This is a genomic window from Nesterenkonia sp. K-15-9-6 (assembly GCF_052656005.1).
This window is the reverse complement of sequence record NZ_JBQYEY010000031.1, coordinates 1-19,943: the sequence shown is the minus strand read 5'-3', so window position 1 is coordinate 19,943 and position 19,943 is coordinate 1. Positions and strand designations below refer to the sequence as shown.

At 70.0% G+C, this 19,943-nt stretch carries 22 protein-coding genes and 1 tRNA gene; 13 read left to right on the top strand and 10 right to left on the bottom strand.

Going from position 1 to position 19,943, the window contains the following annotated elements:
• Positions 1-39: 39 nt before the first annotated feature.
• Positions 40-708 carry a demethylmenaquinone methyltransferase gene (locus SD455_RS14845; RefSeq protein WP_070158359.1) on the top strand — a complete coding sequence of 223 codons (669 nt, stop codon included), beginning with the start codon at positions 40-42 and terminating at the stop codon, positions 706-708.
• Entirely contained in the window at positions 635-1,738 is a 1,104-nt protein-coding gene (locus SD455_RS14840) for a polyprenyl synthetase family protein (RefSeq protein ID WP_445508573.1), read from the top strand. Before SD455_RS14845 ends, SD455_RS14840 begins: the two co-directional genes overlap by 74 nt.
• 25 nt (positions 1,739-1,763) lie before the next feature.
• Here the strand turns inward: SD455_RS14840 and SD455_RS14835 are convergent, their stop codons facing one another.
• The 5 genes from SD455_RS14835 to SD455_RS14815 are packed head-to-tail and all read right to left on the bottom strand — an operon-like array spanning position 1,764 to position 4,918.
• On the bottom strand, positions 1,764-2,258 hold the full coding sequence (locus SD455_RS14835; protein WP_070158350.1) for an HIT family protein: 495 nt from the start codon (positions 2,256-2,258) through the stop codon (positions 1,764-1,766).
• Positions 2,258-2,686: a hypothetical protein gene (locus SD455_RS14830; protein ID WP_070158351.1), complete on the bottom strand. Its 429-nt coding sequence runs from the start codon at positions 2,684-2,686 to the stop codon at positions 2,258-2,260. Before SD455_RS14830 ends, SD455_RS14835 begins: the two co-directional genes overlap by 1 nt.
• A gap of 52 nt (positions 2,687-2,738) precedes the next feature.
• On the bottom strand, positions 2,739-3,635 hold the full coding sequence (locus SD455_RS14825) for a dihydrodipicolinate synthase family protein (RefSeq protein WP_445508565.1): 897 nt from the start codon (positions 3,633-3,635) through the stop codon (positions 2,739-2,741).
• A 3-nt stretch (positions 3,636-3,638) separates the two neighbouring features.
• On the bottom strand, positions 3,639-4,355 hold the full coding sequence (locus SD455_RS14820; RefSeq protein ID WP_344681960.1) for a B3/B4 domain-containing protein: 717 nt from the start codon (positions 4,353-4,355) through the stop codon (positions 3,639-3,641).
• Positions 4,352-4,918, bottom strand: a complete 567-nt coding sequence (locus tag SD455_RS14815; protein WP_311024561.1) for a helix-turn-helix domain-containing protein — start codon at positions 4,916-4,918, stop codon at positions 4,352-4,354. Before SD455_RS14815 ends, SD455_RS14820 begins: the two co-directional genes overlap by 4 nt.
• 173 nt (positions 4,919-5,091) lie before the next feature.
• On the opposite strand from SD455_RS14815, the gene SD455_RS14810 reads away from it, so the two are divergent.
• Positions 5,092-6,516, top strand: coding sequence for an FAD-dependent oxidoreductase (locus tag SD455_RS14810; RefSeq protein WP_070158354.1), 1,425 nt, complete (start codon positions 5,092-5,094; stop codon positions 6,514-6,516).
• Between the two features lie 14 nt (positions 6,517-6,530).
• Here SD455_RS14810 and SD455_RS14805 read toward each other — a convergent pair whose 3' ends face one another.
• Positions 6,531-7,430 carry a M48 family metalloprotease gene (locus SD455_RS14805; protein WP_311024560.1) on the bottom strand — a complete coding sequence of 300 codons (900 nt, stop codon included), beginning with the start codon at positions 7,428-7,430 and terminating at the stop codon, positions 6,531-6,533.
• Between the two features lie 234 nt (positions 7,431-7,664).
• On the opposite strand from SD455_RS14805, the gene SD455_RS14800 reads away from it, so the two are divergent.
• Positions 7,665-8,897 (top strand): Na/Pi symporter, encoded by a 1,233-nt coding sequence (locus SD455_RS14800; RefSeq protein ID WP_139827772.1) that lies wholly within the window; start codon positions 7,665-7,667, stop codon positions 8,895-8,897.
• Between the two features lie 121 nt (positions 8,898-9,018).
• Complete coding sequence (locus SD455_RS14795) at positions 9,019-9,381, top strand: hypothetical protein (RefSeq protein ID WP_445508564.1); 363 nt, start codon at positions 9,019-9,021, stop codon at positions 9,379-9,381.
• Here SD455_RS14795 and SD455_RS14790 read toward each other — a convergent pair.
• Complete coding sequence (locus tag SD455_RS14790; protein ID WP_445508563.1) at positions 9,362-9,847, bottom strand: OsmC family protein; 486 nt, start codon at positions 9,845-9,847, stop codon at positions 9,362-9,364. The two genes, SD455_RS14795 and SD455_RS14790, sit on opposite strands and share 20 nt — an antisense overlap.
• A gap of 127 nt (positions 9,848-9,974) precedes the next feature.
• Between SD455_RS14790 and SD455_RS14785 the strand changes: the two genes are divergently transcribed.
• Positions 9,975-10,655, top strand: a complete 681-nt coding sequence (locus tag SD455_RS14785) for an ArsR/SmtB family transcription factor (protein ID WP_070158361.1) — start codon at positions 9,975-9,977, stop codon at positions 10,653-10,655.
• Between the two features lie 18 nt (positions 10,656-10,673).
• Here the strand turns inward: SD455_RS14785 and SD455_RS14780 are convergent, their stop codons facing one another.
• The gene (locus SD455_RS14780) at positions 10,674-11,162 is read right to left on the bottom strand and encodes a YajQ family cyclic di-GMP-binding protein (RefSeq protein WP_070158358.1); all 489 of its coding nucleotides are present in this window, start codon (positions 11,160-11,162) and stop codon (positions 10,674-10,676) included.
• Between the two features lie 95 nt (positions 11,163-11,257).
• Positions 11,258-12,607, bottom strand: coding sequence for an aminotransferase-like domain-containing protein (locus SD455_RS14775; RefSeq protein ID WP_445508562.1), 1,350 nt, complete (start codon positions 12,605-12,607; stop codon positions 11,258-11,260).
• Between the two features lie 151 nt (positions 12,608-12,758).
• Between SD455_RS14775 and SD455_RS14770 the strand changes: the two genes are divergently transcribed.
• The 3 genes from SD455_RS14770 (at position 12,759) to trxA (ending at position 14,523) form a co-directional block, all read left to right on the top strand.
• Positions 12,759-12,840: transfer RNA gene (locus SD455_RS14770), tRNA-Tyr, on the top strand.
• A gap of 198 nt (positions 12,841-13,038) precedes the next feature.
• Positions 13,039-13,989 (top strand): hypothetical protein, encoded by a 951-nt coding sequence (locus tag SD455_RS14765; protein WP_070161197.1) that lies wholly within the window; start codon positions 13,039-13,041, stop codon positions 13,987-13,989.
• Positions 13,990-14,142: 153 nt separating this feature from the next.
• The gene (gene trxA, locus SD455_RS14760; protein ID WP_445508561.1) at positions 14,143-14,523 is read left to right on the top strand and encodes a thioredoxin; all 381 of its coding nucleotides are present in this window, start codon (positions 14,143-14,145) and stop codon (positions 14,521-14,523) included.
• A 9-nt stretch (positions 14,524-14,532) separates the two neighbouring features.
• Here trxA and SD455_RS14755 read toward each other — a convergent pair whose 3' ends face one another.
• Positions 14,533-15,606, bottom strand: coding sequence for a DNA-3-methyladenine glycosylase family protein (locus SD455_RS14755; protein ID WP_445508560.1), 1,074 nt, complete (start codon positions 15,604-15,606; stop codon positions 14,533-14,535).
• 97 nt (positions 15,607-15,703) lie between these two features.
• Here SD455_RS14755 and SD455_RS14750 point away from each other — a divergent pair, with 97 nt between their 5' ends.
• From SD455_RS14750 to SD455_RS14735, 4 genes are all read left to right on the top strand, one after another.
• Positions 15,704-17,218, top strand: a complete 1,515-nt coding sequence (locus SD455_RS14750; RefSeq protein ID WP_070161201.1) for a pyridoxal-phosphate dependent enzyme — start codon at positions 15,704-15,706, stop codon at positions 17,216-17,218.
• A gap of 9 nt (positions 17,219-17,227) precedes the next feature.
• Complete coding sequence (locus SD455_RS14745) at positions 17,228-18,412, top strand: cystathionine gamma-synthase (RefSeq protein ID WP_311024552.1); 1,185 nt, start codon at positions 17,228-17,230, stop codon at positions 18,410-18,412.
• A 576-nt stretch (positions 18,413-18,988) separates the two neighbouring features.
• Complete coding sequence (locus SD455_RS14740; protein WP_445508559.1) at positions 18,989-19,135, top strand: hypothetical protein; 147 nt, start codon at positions 18,989-18,991, stop codon at positions 19,133-19,135.
• 69 nt (positions 19,136-19,204) lie between these two features.
• Positions 19,205-19,855, top strand: coding sequence for an MOSC domain-containing protein (locus SD455_RS14735; protein ID WP_083277632.1), 651 nt, complete (start codon positions 19,205-19,207; stop codon positions 19,853-19,855).
• Positions 19,856-19,943: the final 88 nt, after the last annotated feature.

The following is a 19,943-nucleotide window of genomic DNA, read 5'->3' as shown; positions in this document are numbered from 1 at the left end:
CGGGCCGATCTGGACAAGAAGCCGGCCGACGTCGCCTCGATGTTCGACGAGGTCGCCGCCCGCTATGACATCACCAATGACGTGCTGTCCTTCGGACAGGCCCGGCTGTGGCGCCGACGTCTGGTGGAGGCGCTGGACGTCCAGCCCGGAGAGCGGGTGCTGGACCTGGCCGCCGGCACCGGCACCTCCACGGAGCCGTTCGTGGCCGCCGGCGCTGAGGCGATCGCCTGCGACTTCTCCCTGGGCATGCTCCAGGTGGGCAAGCGTCGGCGCCCAGACATGACCTTCGTGGCTGGGGACGCCATGAACCTGCCATTCGCCGATGACACGTTCGACGCCGTCACGATCTCCTTCGGGCTGCGCAACGTGGCCGACCCGATCGCGGGACTGGCGGAGATGCTCCGCGTGACCAGGCCTGGCGGTCGCCTGGCGGTCATGGAGTTCTCCGACCCCACCTTCGCTCCGTTCAATCGGGTCTACAACGAGTACCTGATGCGGGCGCTTCCCCCCGTGGCGCGGGCGATGTCCTCCAACCCGGAGGCGTACGTGTATCTGGCCGAGTCCATCCGGGCCTGGCCGGACCAGGACGAGTTGGCCGCCCAGATCTCTGGGGTCGGGTACGCGGATGTGAAGTATCGGAACCTCAGCGGAGGCATCGTGGCCATCCACCACGCACGCAAGCTCGGTAGGCTGGACTCCGATGACTGAATCAGCAGCCGAGCCCCTGTCGCTGAGACTGCCGGCCGGGTTTGACGTTCTCGCCGACGACGAGCACCTCGCCTCCGAGGTCTTCCGCGCCCTCGGGGAGGTCGAGGAGCGACTCCTGGAGGCCCTCTCCAGCTCCGACGAGCTGGCCAACACCTCCGCCCGCTACCTGGCCGAGGCCGGCGGCAAGCGGATCCGCCCGCTGCTGACCATTCTGACCTCCCTGCTGGGCGAGGGCCCGGACGACAAGGTCCGAGAAGCCGCAGCGGTCATGGAGATGACGCATCTCGCGACGCTCTATCACGACGACGTCATGGACTCCGCGCCGGTCCGCCGTGGCGCCCCCGCCGCCCACGAGGTGTGGGGCAACTCGGTGGCCATCCTCACCGGTGACCTGATCCTGGCCCGCGCCTCGCAGCTGATGACCGAGATGGGCGAGGAGGGCTCCCGGGTGCAGTCCGAGACCTTCGAACGCCTCGTCATGGGGCAGCTGCACGAGACGGTCGGCCCGCGCGAGGGTGACGACCCCAAGAAGCACTACCTGTCCGTCATCGCGGACAAGACCGGGTCCCTGGTGGCGGCCGCCTCCCGGCTCGGCGCCATGTTCGGCGGATGCACGGAGGAGACCGCGGCCATGCTGGCCACCTACGGTGAGGCCGTCGGGGTCGCGTTCCAGCTGGCCGACGACGTCATCGACCTCACCTCCGACGGCGAGACCTCCGGGAAGACGCCCGGCACCGACCTCCGCGAAGGGGTCCCTACGCTGCCGGTGCTGCTGCTGCGCGAACGCGCCGCCGCCGGGGAGCAGGAGGCGGCTGAGGCGCTGCGCCTGGTGGACGGCGATCTCCGGGGGGATGGGGCCCTGGCCGAGGCTGTGGCCGCCGTCGTCACGCACCCGGTCACCCAGGAGGCCTGGCAGGTGGCCCGCGCCTGGTCGGCCACCGCCCAGGAGGCGGTGGCGGGACTGCCGGAGTCCACGGTGAAGTCGGCGTTGCTGTCCTTCGCTGAGGCCGTCGTCGACCGGGAGAGCTGAGCCGCTGATGCCGCCGGCCTGAGGGTCAGTGCCCGGCCCCGGCCAGGATCTGCTCCAGCGCGGCCGCCAGCTGCCGGGCCTTCTGGGCCCGGACCTCCACGGCCACCGGATGACGGACCTGCCGGTAGAGCATGTCATCGCTGTATCGCGGGAAGACGTGCAGGTGATAGTGCCACACGTGCTGGTTGCCGGCCGGCTCGTTGTGCTGCCGCACGGAGGTGCCCTCCGGGTTCCAGGCGAGCTTCATCGCCAGAGCGAGGTCCCGGGACATGGCCCCGATGCGCGCCAGCAGGTGGTCGTCGAGGTCGTAGAGCGTCTCCCGGTGGGCCACCGGGGAGATCATCGCGTGACCCTCGTGCGGGCCGAACCCGTCGCAGGCCATGAACACCAGCAGCTCCTCGTCCTGGAAGACGAGGTCGCTCAGCTCGCAGCGGTTCGTCGGGTCGCTGACGTCACCGCGGGCCAGGCCGCAGAACGGGCACGGATAGTCGTCCGGGGCGTGGGAGCTCCACAGCGGCATCAGTCCTCCTCGAAGGAGAACTCGAGCAGGTCCAGGATGAACTCGCCCACGGTGGCGTCCTCATCGTTCCAGTGCTTCTGCTTGTTGCTGCGACGCCGGATCAGCGGGTCCGGGACGTCCAGGATGTCCACGGGGATGCCCCACACCCAGCGTTCGTCTTCGTCCTCCAGGAACAGCAGGTGCCCGTCCTCGACCTCGAGCTCGTCCGGGTCGAAGAAGAAGTGATGGGCCTCCATGAGCTCCTCGCAGCGGCCCAGCGCCCGGTAGAACTCTTCGAGCACCAGCGGCAGTCGGACGCCGTCGGGCAGCTCCGCCTCCGCGAGGGCGTCGCCCAGCTCCTCGGCGGAGTAGCCCTCCTGCGGGGTCCACTTCTCATCGAGGTACTTCGGGACCAGGGCCTTGAACTTCTCGAGCAGCATCTCCGCCATGCGCGCCAGTCTACTGGGCGGTCAGGGCTGGGCGGTCATCAGGGCTGGACGGTCAGGGCTGCACGGTCTCCAGCGCGTCGGCCACGTGGGCACGGGCGTCCTCGTCCAGCCCTCGGAGCGGCCGGGGCAGGCAGTCCCGGGGCGCCAGTCCCAGATGTTCGGCGGCTGCGGCGGCCACGCGCAGGCTGCCATGGGTGGCCATCAGCGGCCACAGCGGGGTCAGCTCGGTGTCGTCCCGGCGCTCCACCAGCCGACGGGCGGCCCCGGGCAGCACCCCGCCGATCACGGAGAACCAGGCCGCGCAGCCGGAGGTGAGCCCCCGGAGCGCCGAGGGATCGCCGGAGATGCCGAGGGCGACGTCGTCGGGGACCTCCGCGCGGACTGCGGCGACGACGTCGCGGGCCTGGGCGGGGTCCTCCGGCAACGGCGGGATCTTCACCGCCGCCAGCTGGGGCAGCGCGGCGATGCGCCCGTAGAGCTCGGGGGTGAAGCGGAATCCGGTGGTGCGGGGATTGTCATAGAGCGCCACGGGAAGCTCTGTACGGCGGCACACGTCGTCGAAGAGCCCGACGACCTCGTCCTCGGAGAGCGGCTGGTAGCTGACCGGGGCCAGCAGCAGGCCGTCCGCGCCGGCGGCCTCGGCGTCGCGCACATGCTCCAGCACCGCCGAGGTGCGCAGCGCTCCCACACCGGCCAGCACGGGGCTCCCGGGGGACGCGGCGACGGCGGCCTCCAGCACGTCCTGCCGTTCGGTGCGGTCCAGGTAGGCGTAGGAGCCCGTGGAGCCCAGCACGGTGATGCTCTGGGCTCCGGCGGACGCGCAGCGTGCCACCAGGGAGGACACGGCGTCGAGGTCGACGGTGTCCGTTCCGTCGGCGGCTCTGCGGAATGGCGTCAGCGGGAAGGCGGAGAGGCCGGAGAAGAGCTCTGCGGGGGTCGGGGCAGGCATGGCTCAGTCTCCCGGCAGGAGGCGGCGGGCAGAGGCTCCGGCGCCCAGGTGCTCCACCAGGACGTCGGCGGCGGCGTGCAGGGCGTCGTCGTCCATCGGCTCGAGGGCGTCGAAGATGAACAGGGCGGCGGAGGTCGACGTCGTCAGCGCGGTGCGGCGGCCCTGACGCCAGTTCCACCGCCGGCAGGTCACCCCCACGTCGTCGCGCCAGATGGCCTCGCCGGCCTCCGGGTGGTCGATGAGCGGCTCTCCGCCGGCGGTGGTGTCGAAGGGTTCGTCCCCGGCGGCCCGGGTCAGCACAGGTGAGCCCTGGTAGCGGTGCAGGTCCTCTCCGCCCACAGGCACCTGGTGGAGCACCGAGACGGCGTTGTAGACATCGGTCAGCCGGTTGATCCGCGGCAGTCCGTCGGAGGCGGCGCGGCGCATCAGCGCCTCCAGGCTGCTGCGGACCTTCTTGGGTTTGGCGCCGAAGGCCCGGTAGGCCTCCCGCCAGGCGGCCACATGCGGCACTTCGGTGACGGGCCGGGAGGTGAGCTCCTCGGCGGCGGAGGCCTCGGCGCGGCGCAGCAGGTCCTCGCTGGCGGCGTCGCACTCGCCGGCGTCGACCCGGTCCACGGCCAGCAGCAGGGCCCGGTAGTCGGGGCGCAGCGCCATGACCGGGTCGGTGATGCGGGCTCCGGCCAGGAACCGGTCGAGGTCGGTCTGGGTCAGTGCTGTCATGAGGGTCCTTCGCTGCGGGGTTCGTGGACGGTCAGGGAGAAGCGCGTCGGGTCGGCGCCGGTGCATCGGTAGGCGTGCGGGGCGTCTCCGGGGAAGGTGAGGGAGTCGCCGGGGGAGAGGGTGACGGCGTCGTCGTCGACCTCCACAGTCAGCTCCCCGGAGATCACATGCAGCAGTTCCCGCGTGTCAGGCAGATGCGGTGCGCTGCGGTGGGACTCTCCGGGGCGCAGCGTCCAGTCCCAGAGTTCGACGACGTCGGGGCGGTCCGAGGAGGCCACCAGCACGCCGCGTCCGCCGTGCTCGCCCTTCCAGAGCGTGGAGCCCTCCCCGGACCGGGTGACCTGCAGGGGCCGGCGCGGGGGCTCCACGAGCGCCGGCAGTCCGGTGCCGAGCGCTTCACTGAGCTTCAGCAGCGTGGCCAGCGTGGGGTTGGTGGTGCCCTGTTCGATGTTGACCGCCATGCGGCGGGAGACGCCGGCCGCTTCCGCCAGTCGGTCCAAGGTCCAGCCGCGGCGGAGGCGGGCGGAGCGCACGCGCTCGCCGAGGGCCTGGGTCACATCCATGCAGTGCACTGTAGTGCACTTTTCGTGCACCTGGCCAGTGATGCTGCTGCTGATGGTGTGAGTTCCCTCATGATGGGCGGAGTTCGCGCCTGTCGGGAACAGCCGGGGGGAGGGGCGGCGTTGACCAATACGGCATACTGTTCTGTGGTATTCGCGCCGAAAGGAAGTCGTCCGTGTCTGAGAATCCTCGCCAGCGGCCCCTCCGTGTGGCCATCATCGGCTCCGGCCCCGCCGGCGTCTACGCGGCGGACATCCTGTCGAAGTCCCAGAAGAAGAGCGACATCGAGTTCAGCATCGACCTCTTCGACCGCTACCCGGCGCCCTTCGGGCTGATCCGCTACGGCGTGGCCCCGGACCACCCGCGGATCAAGGGCATCATCAAGGCTCTGCACAAGGTCATGGACCGTGGAGACATCCGTCTGCTCGGCAATGTCGACGTCGGCACCGACATCACCCTGGAGGACCTGCGGCGCCATTACGACGCCGTCATCTTCGCCACCGGGGCCATCAAGGACGCCGAGCTGGCGATCCCCGGCATCGAGCTCGAGGGGTCCTTCGGCGCCGCGGACTTCGTCTCCTGGTACGACGGCCACCCGGACTACCCCCGCGAGTGGCCGTTGGAGGCGGAGAAGGTGGCCGTCATCGGCAACGGCAACGTGGCCTTGGACGTGGCGCGCGTGCTGTCCAAGCACGCCACGGACATGCTCAGCACAGAGATCCCGGACAACGTCTATCAGGGGCTGGCGTCCTCGCCCGTCACCGACGTCCACATCTTCGGGCGCCGTGGGCCCGCCCAGGTGAAGTTCACCCCGCTGGAGCTGCGCGAGCTGGCCCACAGCCGCGACGTCGACATCGTCCTGGACGAGCAGGACTTCGAGTTCGACGAGGCCTCGGACGAGGCCATCAAGTCCAACAACCAGGTCAAGACCATGGTCAACACCCTGGCGAACTGGCTGGTGGAGCAGGAGGAACGCACCGAGGAGGCGTCACGCCGGCTGCATATGCACTTCCTGCACCAGCCGGTGGAGATCCTCGAAGGCACCGGCGACCGGGCCGGGAAGGTCGCCGGGGTCCGCTTCGAACGCATGGAGCTCGACGGCGCCGGCGGCGTCCGTGGCACCGGAGAGTTCCTGGACTACGAGTGCCAGGCGGTCTACCGGGCCGTCGGCTACTTCGGCTCCCCTGTGGACGGCGTGCCCTTCGACGAGCGCCGCGGCGTCATCGTCAACGAGGCCGGCCGCGTCCTGCAGGACGGCGAACACATTCCCGGCACCTACGCCACCGGCTGGATCAAGCGGGGGCCGGTGGGGCTCATCGGTCACACCAAGGGCGATGCGCTGGAGACCATCGGCTGCCTGCTCGAGGATGTCCACCACCTGCCCGTGGCCGAGGACCCGCGGGAGGATGCTGTGGTGGAGCTGCTGGAGTCCCGTGGTGTCGAGTTCACCACCTGGGACGGATGGCTGCAGCTGGATGAGCACGAGGTCCGCCTCGGTGAGGAGGCCACTGCGTCCGGCCCCGTGGAGCGCGAGCGCGTCAAGGTGGTCCCGCGCGAGGAGATGGTGCGCATCTCCCGCGCGGTGCAGGCGACGGTCTGACCGGCGCCGGCCGATCAGCCCTGCGGGGCCTGACCGCCGGCCATCTGCTCCAGGCGGGCGATGCGCTCGTCCATCGGCGGGTGGGTGCTGAACATCTGCTTCGCCTTCGGTCCGAAGGGGTTGGCGATCATCATGTGCGCGTGGGCGTCGTGCTTGGGCTCCTCGCGCAGCGGCTGGCGGGCGATGCCGCCGTCGAGCTTGCGCAGGGCTGAGGCCAGCGCCAGCGGGTCTCCGCTGAGCTCCGAGCCGTCGGCGTCGGCGTCATACTCGCGGGTGCGGCTGATCGCCATCTGGATCAGGCTGGCCGCCATGGGCATCAGCAGCATGGCCAGCAGGCCGCCCACCAGGACCAGCGGGTTGCCGCCGCCCTGGTTGTTGCTGCGACCGCCGCCCATCATGCCGAAGAACATGAAGTACTGGCTGATGGTGGTCAGGAAGCCGGCCACGGCCGCCGCCACCGAGGAGACCAGGATGTCTCGGTTGTAGACGTGCATCAGCTCGTGGCCGGTCACACCGCGTAGCTCGCGCGGAGTCAGCAGGTTGAGAATGCCCTCGGTGAAGCACACGACGCCGTTCTCGGGATTGCGGCCCGTGGCGAAGGCGTTCGGGGTGGGGCTGGGTGCGATGTAGATGCGCGGCACCGGCTGCTGGGCGCGGTGGGCCAGCTCTTCCACCATCTGGTAGAGCTGGGGGGCCTGCTCCCGGCTCACCGGGTAGGCCTTCATGGCGCGCAGTGCGATCTTGTCCGAGTTCCAGTAGCTGATCGCCACGGAGACCAGGCCGACTCCGGCGAAGATGAACAGGAAGATCGGCGCATTGGTGAAGTAGGCGACGATCGCGCCCACGAAGAGGAGCAGGGCGAACAGGAAGGCCAGCAGGCCTGCCGTGCGGAGCCGTCCATGGTGATGGTGCATGGCGCCATCCTACTGATCCCGCCTGACACGGCGCCCTGGGGCGGCTGTCTGCACGCTGAGGGCGGACAGCTGTGCGGAGGTCTGCGCGGACGTCTGTGCGAGGACTCACAGGGTCGGTGCGCCACTGTTCACCTTCCGTTCACCTTAACGTGTGGTTCTGGTCGTCGGGAGGGATCACTCTGGATGAGGACAGTGAGTCAGGGCTGTGCGCAGCCCACATCTGGAGGAGACTGGATGACCGCAATGCCGTCTGTCGAGGCCCGCCGCCCGGCAGTGCAGGCCGCTGAGGAGACGCCCCGTCTCATCAGCCCGTTCGAGCGCCTCGGATTCTCCGGCCGCGCACTCGACGTCATCAACTGGCTGGCCGTCGTGGCCGCCGTCTACGTGCTCATCACCGCCGTCAATGTCATCGGCTCCGGCTTCAAGGCCGCCACCGGCGACCAGGCGGAGACGCTGTTCGCCTTTGCCACCAACCCGCTCATCGGCCTGATGATCGGTGTGGCCGCCACGGCGCTGACCCAGTCCTCCTCCACCACCACCTCGGTCACCGTCGGCCTCGTCGCCGGCGGTCTGCCGCTGCAGGTGGCCATCCCGATCATCCTGGGTGCGAACATCGGCACCACGCTGACCAACACGCTGGTCAGCCTCGGCATGGTCCGGGACAAGGAGCAGTTCCGCCGCGGATTCGCCGCCGCCACCGTCCATGACTTCTTCAACCTCATCGCGGTGCTGATCTTCCTGCCCCTGGAGATGGCCTTCGGCCTGCTGGAGCGCATCGCCACGTTCTTCGCCGGCCACGCCTCGGACAGCGACGGCGGCCTGTTCGCCGCGGTGTTCGGCGGCATCGGCGACGTCGTCAAAGCAGCCACCACGCCGCTGGCGGACGGCATCCAGTACACCGTCAGCTGGATCCCGGACCCGGTCCGCGGCATCGTGATGATCGTGGTCGCCGTGGCGCTGATCCTGATGGTCATCAACTTCATCGGCCGGATGCTCAAGGTCCTGATGGTCGGCAAGGCGAAGGCCGTCTTCCACGCGGCCATGGGCCGCGGCCCGATCACCGGCATCGGCTCCGGCGCTCTGATGACCGTCATGGTGCAGTCCTCCTCCACCTCCACCGCCCTGATGGTCCCGCTGGCCGGCTCCGGCGCGTTCACGCTGCGCCAGGTCTACCCGTTCACCATCGGCGCCAACATCGGCACGACGGTGACCGCGCTGATCTCCGCCTTCGCCTTCACCGGCGTGGAGGCGCACTACGCGCTCATCGCCGCCCTGGTGCACCTGAGCTTCAACGTGCTGGCCACCCTGGTGATCTTCGGCCTGCCGTTCCTGCGGGAGCTGCCGCCGCGCGGCGCCACCTGGTTGGCGAACCTGGCGGCCGAGAAGAAGATCTACGCCGCCGTCTGGGTCCTGGGCGTCTTCGTCGCCCTGCCGCTGGTGCTGATCTTCGGCACCGTCATCTTCTGAGCGTTCCCCCGTCGTTCACCGTCCGGCCCTCGGCACGTGTTGTGCCGGAGCCCATGCTGGGCCAGAGTGGGTGCTGAGAACGCGGGCGCGCTGCGCCTCAGGGAAGAGAAGGGGCCAGGCCGTGAGCGCTGAACACGAGGAGCATCGTCCGGAGGACGACGAGAACGTCACGGAGCTGGAGGCCGAGCTCGAGAAGATCCTCCGCGAGGCCGAGTCCACGGTCGCCGAGCTGCGCCGAGAGCTCTCCGAGCAGCGTCAGCGGCGCCTGCAGCATGAGGAGATCGAGCGCCTCGAGGAGCACCTCGCGAATTCCCGCGTCCGCTGGGAAGAGGTCCGCGACTTCTTCCAGGAGGTCCTCCACGAGGTCCGCGGGCAGGACGGCGGCGCTGGCGGTCAGACCGACTCGGGCGGCACGGATGGCCCGGCGCTGCCCGGGCCGGACGACGACGGAGGCGATCCTCCGCTCAGCCCCGACCCGCGGTGACCACCACCGTGACATCCACTTCGACGGGGATCGCCAGACTGTTGGCGATGTAGCAGTGCTCGTGCGCCTCCTGCGCGAGCTCGCGGACGCGGGATGCGTCCGTTCCTGGAGCGACTTGGACCGTCACCTCCAACCGGATGGTGTCGAGGCGGGCGGCATTGCCCAGCAGCCGGCTCGTGGCGACATCCTGATAGCTGAGGATGTCCACCCCCGCACGGGCAGCGGCCCCCAGCATGCTCAGCATCTGGCAGGACGACGCCGCCATCACCAGCAGCTGCTCGGGGTTGAGCCGCGACGGATCTCCACGGAAGCCCGGGTCCGCGCTCAAGGCCAGGGCGCCGTCCACTCCGTCGGTGAACACCTCATGATTCCGGGAGTAGCCTCGGAGCCCTCGACCGGTGGAACCCGCCTCCGGGGAGACAGGCCAGGCGAGTCGGGTCTGATAATGGTGGGCTGTAGCACTCATGGATCCACCGTAGGAGCCGATCGGTGCGGCCACGGCCGAAACGTCGTTGCGGGAGGATGGCAGGGAACCAGATGACCAGGCGCAGCAGGACGCGCCAGGACGGGACGGGGCGGTGCCGGTGGTGGAGATGAGAGACCGGGACTTCGCGCGGATCGGGGCCGCGTTGGCAGCGCCGGCGCGGGCGAGGATGCTGAACCTGCTCATGGACGGAAGCGTCCGTCCGGCGGGGGAGCTGGCTCGGGCGGCGAAGGTGAGTCCCTCCACCGGATCGGAGCATCTGGCGGTGCTGGTGGAAGCCCGGCTGGTCACCTGTACGGCTCAGGGGAGGCGTCGCTGGTACGCCCTTGCGGGTCCGGAGGTGGCAGAGGCATTGGAGGCCCTCGGGGCGGTCAGCGAACCTACAGAGGTTCACAGCTATGCGGTCAGCCGTGAGGCCGCACGGCTGGCGGAGGCCCGATTGTGCTACGACCATCTGGCGGGTCGACTCGGCGTGGCGATCACCGACGAATGGCGACGTCGCGGCTGGCTGACGGGGGACCAGCTGGCACTCAGCGACCGCGGAGCGGAGGGCCTGTCAGCCCTGGACGTCGACGTCTGCGCGGCAGGAGAGGCCAGGCGCCCCACCACGCGGGCCTGCCTGGACTGGACCGTGCGTCGGCCCCACCTGGCGGGAGCTCTCGGCGCAGCAGTGGCCACGCGTTTCCTCGATGCCGAGTGGGTGCAGAAGCACCGCGCCGGCCGTGGGCTGACGCTCACGGAGTCTGGGCGCGGGCTTCTGCGAGATGCCTGGGGGCTCGTCCTCGACTGAGTCCAGGTGGTCGGATCCTCAGCGCATGTTGACGAACTGCAGGGCGGCGTCGTCGAAGTCCTTCAGCATCGTGATGACCTCCTGGAGGTCGTCACGCGACTTCGAGGTCACGCGCAGCTCATCGCCCTGGATGGTGGCCTTGACCGACTTGGGGCCCTCGTCCCGGATCTGCTTGGTGATCTTCTTCGCGGTGGGCTGGTCGATGCCCTCCTTGATGGCTCCCTCGATCCGGTACTCCTTGCCGGAGGCGAAGGGCTCGCCGGCGTCGAAGGACTTCAGGGAGATGCCGCGCTTGATGAGCTTGGAGCCGAACACGTCCTGCACGGCCTTGGCCCGCTCCTCCGAGTTGGCCTTGATGAGGATGTTCTCCCCGGAGAAGTCGATCTCCGCGCCGGTGCCGCGGAAGTCGTAGCGCTGGGCGATCTCCTTCTGCGCCTGGTTCAGGGCGTTGCTGACCTCCTGCTTGTCCACCTTGGAGACGATGTCGAAGCTGGATTCCTTGGCCATAGATCCTCCTGTTGCTCGGGGTCGTCGTCGACGTCGAGTCTATCGACGTCCACGGACGGCGAGGTGAGGTGAGCGGCGAGGGCGGCGAAGGCGGCTCAGACGAACGTCGCCTCGCCCAGCTCCCCGACGGCGGCGCGACGCACCAGCTGCGCCAGCTCGGCCAGCACGGCGTCGTCCTCCGGCAGCTGCGCCACCGAGAAGCGGAGCAGGCCGGTGGGCTGCTCCGTGACGTGGCTGGCGGCGCCGACGTCGGCCACCACCCCCTGGCCGCTGAGCGCCAGGGCCGCAGCGCGCTCGTCGGCGACCTCCACCCACACCGCCCAGCTGTGGGTGCCCGCGCGGGCGGTCAGTCCGGCGGCTTCGAAGGCCTCCAAGGCCAGTCGTCGGCGGGTGGCATAGTGTCCCCGCGCGGAGGTGAGACGGTGAGAGACCACCGGGTCCCGCAGCAGCTGCACCAGCGCATGCTGAAGGATCCGCGAGTTCGAGGCCACGCCTCCGGACCGGTGGCGCACACAGCGCTGCACCAGCTCCCGGGGCCCGGCCAGGGCCGAGGTGCGCAGATCCATGCCGAACGCGCGCTCGAATCCGAGCACCCGCACGGTCCGTTCGGGGAACAGCGCATCCAGGGAAGGGGCAGCCCCCGGGCCCAGCGGGCCCAGCGGATCGTCCTCGATGATCAGCACCTCCGGGGCGGCCTCCAGGGCGGCCTCCAGGGCGAACCCACGCTCTGGGGTGAGGGTGTGGCGATCTGAGAATGCACCGCCGGGGGAGTGCACGAACGCGACCGCGCCGGCTTCGAGGGCCTCGGAGAGACGCTCCGGGACCGGACCCTGCTCGTCCACCGGGACCCCGACCGCCCGCAGGCCCATGGACTGCAGCACGGAGAGGTAGCCGGGGGACGTGGGCTCCTCCACTGCGATGGTGTCCCCGGACTCCGCCGCAGCGCGGGTGGCCAGCCACAGCGCCTCGGTGCCGGAGCTGACGGTGACGAACTCCCGCGGCTGGTCCGTCAGCCGCTTCTGCAGCTCCTTCTGCAGCTCCGGAAGCATATGCTCCCGTCCCCAGGCGTTGATGCCGGGCTGCTTGAGAGCTTTGGCCAGAGCTTCGTCCAGCGGCGGCAGCAGATGAGGGTCAGGACTGCAGTAGAGCAGGTCCACACCGGACCAGCCGGCGAACTCGCCACCCAGGGGGTCGGCGCCCTCGATGATGCGGGTGCCGCCCCGGCGTCGGGTCTCCACGAGCCCACCTTCGCGCAGCAGCGCCCAGGCCTGGGCGACCGTGCCGACGCTGACTCCGATCTCGGTGGCGACGTCGCGGACGGTGGGCAGGCGCATCCCGGCGGTGAGCACGCCGGCGGCGATGAGTTCGCGGATCTGCTCGGCGATGCCGGCCGGGCTGCGTTCGGTCAGGGAGCGGGCCAATGACTCGGCTTCGACGTCAGCCACGAAGCCTCCTAGGTTCTGGGCATGGGTGAACAACGGGGCAGGGCCAGCCTACTGGCAAGTCGTGACAGGCGGACGGGGACGTCCCGGAGCGACCGATTCGAAAAATCGCGAGGTCTTGGGTAAAGTTGTCTGGTGCCGACGACGGCACCACGGCAGATTACCCGAGCGGCCAAAGGGGGCTGACTGTAAATCAGCTGGCATTGCCTACGGGGGTTCGAATCCCTCATCTGCCACCCACTGGAAAGGCCCGGACCGCACGGTCCGGGCCTTTCTCGTGCCTGGGGTCTCACAACTCGTCGGGCGTCTCCGGTGCTTTGAGGCCCCGGACCATGGACACTGGTGTCATGGGGCACCGGGGGAGAGGACGCAGGTGGGGCCGTAGTCGCCTCGCACTGACGGGGACGGCTGCGGCCGTCCTGCTGGCTGGCTGTGTGCCGCTCGGCGAGCCGACCGGCCGTTCCGCCGTCGTCGATCTGCGGCAGACCGACGACCGTGACGCCGCGGTCGCCGACCTGGAACTGGAGGACGGGCGGATCCTGCGCGTCAACGCTGGAGAGGCGAGCCTGGCCGAGGACGTCACCCTCACGCTGCGGCCCGACGCCGACGCCGACCGATACGTGGTGCTGATCTCCTCCGCACGAGACGTCGTCTTTCCCCGGGATCCGGGCCCGCCCACGGTCGACGGAGTCACCCTGCACGTGAGTCCGTTCGACCTGCCCTGGGAGCGCGGAGAGATCCTCTACGCCGACGCGCCGCGGGTCACGGTGCTGAGCGTCCCTGCCGGGGAGGACGTTCCGGTCAGCGCGGCCGGAACGCACGTCGAGACCCTGTGCCTGGCGGTCACCGACGCTGAGGAAGCTGCGTTCTCGTCCTTCGAGGACCACTACCCCCTGCCGGGGATGCTGCTGGAGGTGGTGATCCGCAGCTCCGAGGCGGCCCTCGAGCTGACCTGCACCGAGGCCGACCCTGCGGCCGAGCCGTTCGACGGGATGGCCTGGGCCGCCGAGCAGAACGGCATCGAGCTCCCACCGGAGACCGAGCGGCCGTTCAGTGCTCTGCTGCCGAGGCGCAGCCACGAGGCCGCAGAACGGGAGGAGATCGAGGACGGCGCGCAGGACCGCCACCTGCTCGAGCTCGTCAGCACGGCTCGGGACGAGCTGCGCCTGAGGGTCCCGTCCGATTCGGACACCCTGCGGACGGTCACTGCGGTGCCGGTGTGGCTGTGGGGGCCGGAAGATGAGGTCCACACCCTCGAACCCGGGGAGACGCTGCACCTCGAGCTGCCGGTGGACCCGGCGCTGCGAGACCTCGCCCAGGAGGCGGCGATCTGCCTGGAGGCACAGGAGGGCGACGAGGAACCCGTCCTCTGGTGCGTGGACTGAGGCGCGCACCAGGACTGCACACGCCAGGACTGCGCACGCCAGGACTGCGCACGACAGGACTGCAGACCGCAGGCCTTTCGCCGGCGGCTTAAGCGGGCGCCGGCGACTGCTGCGGGGCCGACAGCGCCGCCGGTGTCGCGTATCGTGGCCGCCATGGCTACCACCGACATCACCGCCGAGGAGTTCCAGAAGACCCTGGAGGACAATGACATCCTCCTGGTGGACTTCTGGGCCGACTGGTGCGGCCCGTGCAAGCAGTTCGCTCCGATCTACGAGCAGGTCTCCGAGGAGCACCCGGACGTGACCTTCGCCAAGGTCGACACCGAGGCGGAGCAGGAGCTGGCCGCCGCGGCGAGCATCACCTCCATCCCCACTCTCATGGCCTTCCGCGAGAAGGTGCTGGTGTTCTCCCAGCCCGGCGCGCTCAATGCCGAGCAGCTCAACGAGGTCATCACCGCGGTGAAGGGCCTCGACATGGAGGAGATCCACCGGCAGATCGCCGAGGAGCAGGCCGAGGGCCAGCAGCAGGGCTGACCTTTCCCGTCATCGTCCCCGGTGGTCCGCAGGATTGAGCCGGGGCCCGAACGTCTGGTGCCGGTATCCGCTCAGCCGGATGAGCCGCACCACCCGCTGGCGGTGTCCCCGCCACGGTTCGAGGATCCGCAGCATGCCGGCGTCGTCGGTCCTGCTCCCGGTCAGCGCCTCGCCCACCAGGGCGGGCAGGTGATAATCACCGACCGCGGGCAGGTCGGCGGCGCCGTGCGTGCGTTGCAGGGTCTCTGCGACGGTCCAGACCCCGACGCCGGAGATCGCCGTCAGCCGGGACTGCAGGTCCTCCAGTGATGCCGCATCGCCGGGGCACGCCGCGAGTCGATGCAGCGCGGAGGCACGCTCGGCGATCCGCAGGACCGTGGCCGCCATCGGCGGCTGCACCCACATCTGATGCCAGCGCCAGGACGGAATCCGGCGGAGCTGTTCGCCGGTCAACGGCAGCCGCATCCAGTCCGGCGCCGGTCCGGGCGGGCGCTCTCCATGCCGGCGCAGCAGCTCACGCCAGCCGTGCCGGGCCTGGTCATGGGTGACCTTCTGCTCCAGGGTCACTGTCACCAGCTGGTCCAGCAGCTGGCCGGTGGCCGGCAGCCGGACCCCGGGGTGCCGGCGACGGATCCGCGCCAGGGCGGTCGACTGGTCGTCGCCGAGGGCGTCGATCAGGAGGTCGAAATCCTCCCAGCCCTCGTCCTCAGCGCCCAGCAGCGCGGGCACACGCTCCAGCGCTGCCGTGGCGAGCTCCTCGGAGGATGCCTCGACGCCGGCGCACCACAGGCGGGCGCGCACCCGGGAGACGTCCAGCTGATCCAGCCGGAGCAGGACCTGGCCCAGTTCGCGGGAGGACTGCGGAGACCACATCCTGAAGCAGGCCCACGCCCCCGCTCCCGGACTGCCGGCGGCCCCACCCCTCCAGGCGCCGGGATCCACCCGGAACGCCGGGTCCCCGGAGCCCCGCTGGATGATCCCCAGGGTGCGCGGCAGATCCACCGGGCTCGCCATGTCGACGACCGCCTCGCCGTCGGGCGCCCACGGCCGCGCCGAGTCTTGGGTCAGGGGCTGGTGCGTCACCTGTCCATGGAAGCACAGCGGACTGACATGTTGCGCCGTGAGTCCCCCAGGGGAGGGGCCCCGGAGACGCGTCGGTCCGCGCCGGTAGGCTGGCCTCATGAGATATGCCCAGTCCGTCGTCGACCTCATCGGCGGCACCCCGTTGGTGAAGCTGAACCGCATCACAGAGGGGATCTCCGCCACCGTGCTGGTGAAGCTGGAGTACCTGAACCCCGGAGGGTCCATCAAGGACCGCATCGCGCTGAAGATGATCGAGGAGGCCGAGGCCGACGGGAGGCTGAAGCCCGGCGGCGTCGTCGTCGAACCGACCTCCGGCAACACCGGGGTCGGCCTGGCCCTGGTGGCCCAGCAGAAGGGCTACCGCAGCGTCTTCATCACCGTGCCGAAGGTCGCCCAGGAGAAGCGCGACGTGCTGCGTGCCTACGGAGCTGACGTCGTCGTCGGCCCCAACGGCGTGCCCGCGGAGTCGCCGCTGTCCTACTACGGGATCTCCGACCAGATCGCCGCCGAGATCGACGGCGGCTACAAGCCTGACCAGTTCTCCAACCCCGCCGCGCCCGCCTCCCACTATGAGACGACCGGACCGGAGATCTGGGAGGACACCGAAGGCCGCATCACCCACCTGGTGGTCGGCGCGGGAACCGGCGGCACCGTCACCGGCACCGGTCGCTACCTCAAGGAGGTCTCCGCGGACCGCGAGACCGGGCCGGTGCGCGTGGTCGTCGCGGACCCGGACGGCTCCATCTACTCCGGCGGCGAGGGCCGCCCGTACTTCGTGGAAGGCGTCGGCGAGGACGTCTGGGTGCAGAACTACGACGCCTCCGTCCCCGACGAGAAGCACGCCATCACCGACGCCGAGTCCTTCGCCATGGCCCGTCGGCTGGCCACCGAGGAGGGACTGCTCGTGGGCGGCTCCTCCGGCACCGCGGTGGCCGCGGCGCTGAAGGTCGCCGCCGATCTGGGGCCCGACGACGTCGTCGTCGCGGTGCTGCCGGACTCCGGCCGCGGCTACCTGGGCAAGATCTTCAACGACCAGTGGATGATCGACCACGGCTTCGGCGAGGTGGTGTCCACCTCCACCGGCACCGAGATCAGCGTGGCCAGCCAGGACGAGATCAGCACGGCGGTGCGTGAGGGCATCATCGGTGCCGACGCCGCCCCTGCCCCCGGCACCGGCGCGAAGGACCCCGCCTCCACCACGGCCGCCGACGTGCTCGCCGCCAAGCGGACCTCCGTGGGCGAAGCGCTGCCCGAGGTGATCTCCATCCCCCGGACCACGTCTTTGCGGGAGGCGGTGTCGGTGATGAACCGGTACGGGATCGACATCGTGCCCGTCATCGACCAGCCCGGGCGGGTCGCCCGCATCGGTGAGGTCTACGGCATCGTCGACGTCGAGCGCCTCTCCGAGGACCTCATCGTGGGCCACGCCGACCCCCGAGACGAGGTGGCTCAGCACCTCAGTGCGGACCTGCCTCTGGTCGGCATCACCGAGACGGTGCCGCAGATCCTGGCGAAGCTCCGGAAGAACCCGACCCTGCTGGTGGCTGAGAACGGCGACATCGTCGGCGTGCTCACCCGCAACGACCTGTTGGCGCACCTCAGCGGTGCTTAAGGAGGACCGATGACCCACCACGACGACGCCCACCGCGCTCGCGGATTCTCCACCGAGGCGATCCACGCCGGCCAGGACCTCGACGAGGTCTTCGGCGCAGTGGTCCCGCCGCTCCACTTCTCCACCACATTCGCGCCCGACGGCATCGGGAACCTGCGCAACGGCTATGACTACGGCCGCGCCGGCAACCCCACCCGCACGGCCCTGCAGAATCAGCTGGCCGCCGTCGAGGGCGGGGGGCACGCCTTCAGCTTCGGCTCCGGGCTGGCCGCCGAGGACGCCGTCATCCGGGCCGTGATGCGCCCGGGACAGCGAATCGTGATGGGCAACGACGCCTACGGCGGCAGCTACCGGCTGATCAGCCGCATCCATGGCGACTGGGGCATTGCGAACACTCCGCTGGACCTCAACGACCACGAGCGGGTCGCCGCCGAGCTCGACGGCGACGACGCGACCCTGCTGTGGGTGGAGACCCCGTCCAACCCGCTGATGACGGTGGTCGACGTCCCGGCCCTGGCTGAGATCGCCCACGCACGCGGGGCGCTGCTGGTCGTGGACAACACGTTCGCCACCCCGTACCTGCAGCAGCCGCTGGCCCTCGGTGCGGACATCGTGGTGCACTCCACCACCAAGTACATCGGTGGGCACTCCGACGTCGTCGGCGGTGCCGTGGTGCTGGGCTCCGACGACGCCGCGGCAGACCTGGCCGAGAAGGTCGCCTTCCAGCAGTTCGCCGTCGGCGCGGTCTCCGGACCGCTGGACGCCTACCTGACCACCCGGGGGCTGAAGACCCTCGGGGTCCGGATGGACCGGCACTGCAGCAATGCTCAGGCCGTGGCGGAGCACCTGGTGGGCCATCCGGGCGTGGAGCGGGTGCTCTACCCGGGTCTGCCGGACCACCCGGGCCACGCGCTCGCGACGAGGCAGATGAGCGGTTACGGAGGCATGGTCTCCTTCCAGCTGGCCGGCGGGGAGCCCGCGGCGCGGAAGGTCGCCGAGGCCACCCGGCTGTTCGTGCTCGCCGAGTCTCTGGGCGGCATCGAGTCCCTGATGAACTACCCGCATGAGATGACGCACGCCTCGGTGCGCGGCACCGAGCTGGCCGTGCCGGAGAACCTGCTGCGTCTCTCGGTGGGCATCGAGGACGTGGCCGATCTCATCGACGACCTGGACGCCGCGCTCGCCGGACTCTGAACCGACACGTTCGGAAATGCCTCCGCGGTGCGGGCCCTTGTCGGCGCAGATGCGCGCTCATAAGGGCCCGAGCCGCGGAGGCATGCTGCGTCGCAGAAGTGCACCAGAGGCAGCGTCAGTGGTGCACGTTTCTCTTGGCCGGCAGCGCCGCGCCCCGTGCCGGCTCGACTGTCCAGAGTGGAGCGGGACGAATCCTTCACGCCCGGCTGTGGCCGATGGGTCTCCACGAGAGAGGGCTCGCGGAGTCGACCGTCAGTCTGGTCGAGATGCTCGACGGCTCGGAGACGGAGGTGCATGGGGAGTCGGGGCTCACCGTGACGGACTGCTGCCAGGAGATCGTCAGAGGTGGATTCCCGGGTCTGCGCCAGCGTCCGGCTCACCTGCTCGGGCGGGAGCTGGACGCCTACCTCCCACGGGTGGTCGACCGAGACCTCCCCGATCAGGGACTCACCGCCCGTCGCCTGAGCCTTCCCGTGTCCGCCGACCTGGCAGGCAAGCTGTTCGAAGCGCTGGCGACGCTTACGGTTCGTGTCATTGCTGAGGCTCATGGCGCTCGGGTGACGCATCGTCGGTCGCATGACTCGTGTGAGGAGGTCGACCTCATCGTGGCGGGAGAAGATGCCCGACGACGTCGTGGACCTGGTGGTGGTGACGACGGGGAGACGCACCTCTCGTCGACGAGACGGAATCGCCGTCGTCCCTCTGGCTCTGCTCGGGGACTGACTGTCCGGGTGCTCCGGGCCGACAGCCGGCTTCCCGAGTGGGACCTCTGGTCTGCTTAGACTGTCGTCCATGAGCCTCGACCACGCCTCCTCTCCGACCTGTCTGGCCGCCGCCGCGCAGCGTCTGGGCCTGACCGGGACTGTCGACGCCGTCTGCGTGGTGGACCAGCTGATTCGGGACGACCCCGGTCCGGTCGGGGTCACCGGCATCGACAAGCGTCCGGTCAGCGGGCCCGTGATGGTGCGCAGCCTCGGCCTGCACGGCGACGTGCAGGCGGACCGGAAGCACCACGGCGGGGAGGAGAAGGCGGTCTACGCCTATGCGGCCGACGACGCCGTCTGGTGGGCCGAGCAGCTGGGCCGGGACATCCCGCCCGGCAGTTTCGGGGAGAATCTGCGGATATCCGGGTCCGCGGGTGAGGATTTCGACGTCGACGGCGCGTTCCCGGGTGAGCGCTGGCGGGTGGGGGACCGGCTCGTCCTGGAGGTCACCCGGCCTAGGATCCCGTGTGCGACCTTCGGGCGCTGGATGGACCAGCCCGGCTGGGTGAAGCGGTTCCTGCAGGCCGGACGTCCTGGCACCTACTTCCGCGTGGTCACCCCCGGAGAGGTCCGGGCCGGCGACCCGGTGGAGGTCATCGCTGCGGCGGAGGCCCCGGAGCACACCATCCGAGAGATCGCCCTGGCCAAGGGCCCGACGGCGGCCCGCCCGAACGACTGAGCCGCGCAGAGAGCCTCCCCGACCCGCCCCCTCTTCTGCGAGTTGGTCTGGAGTTGTGGGTACTCGATTCGATCGAATCGAGTACCCA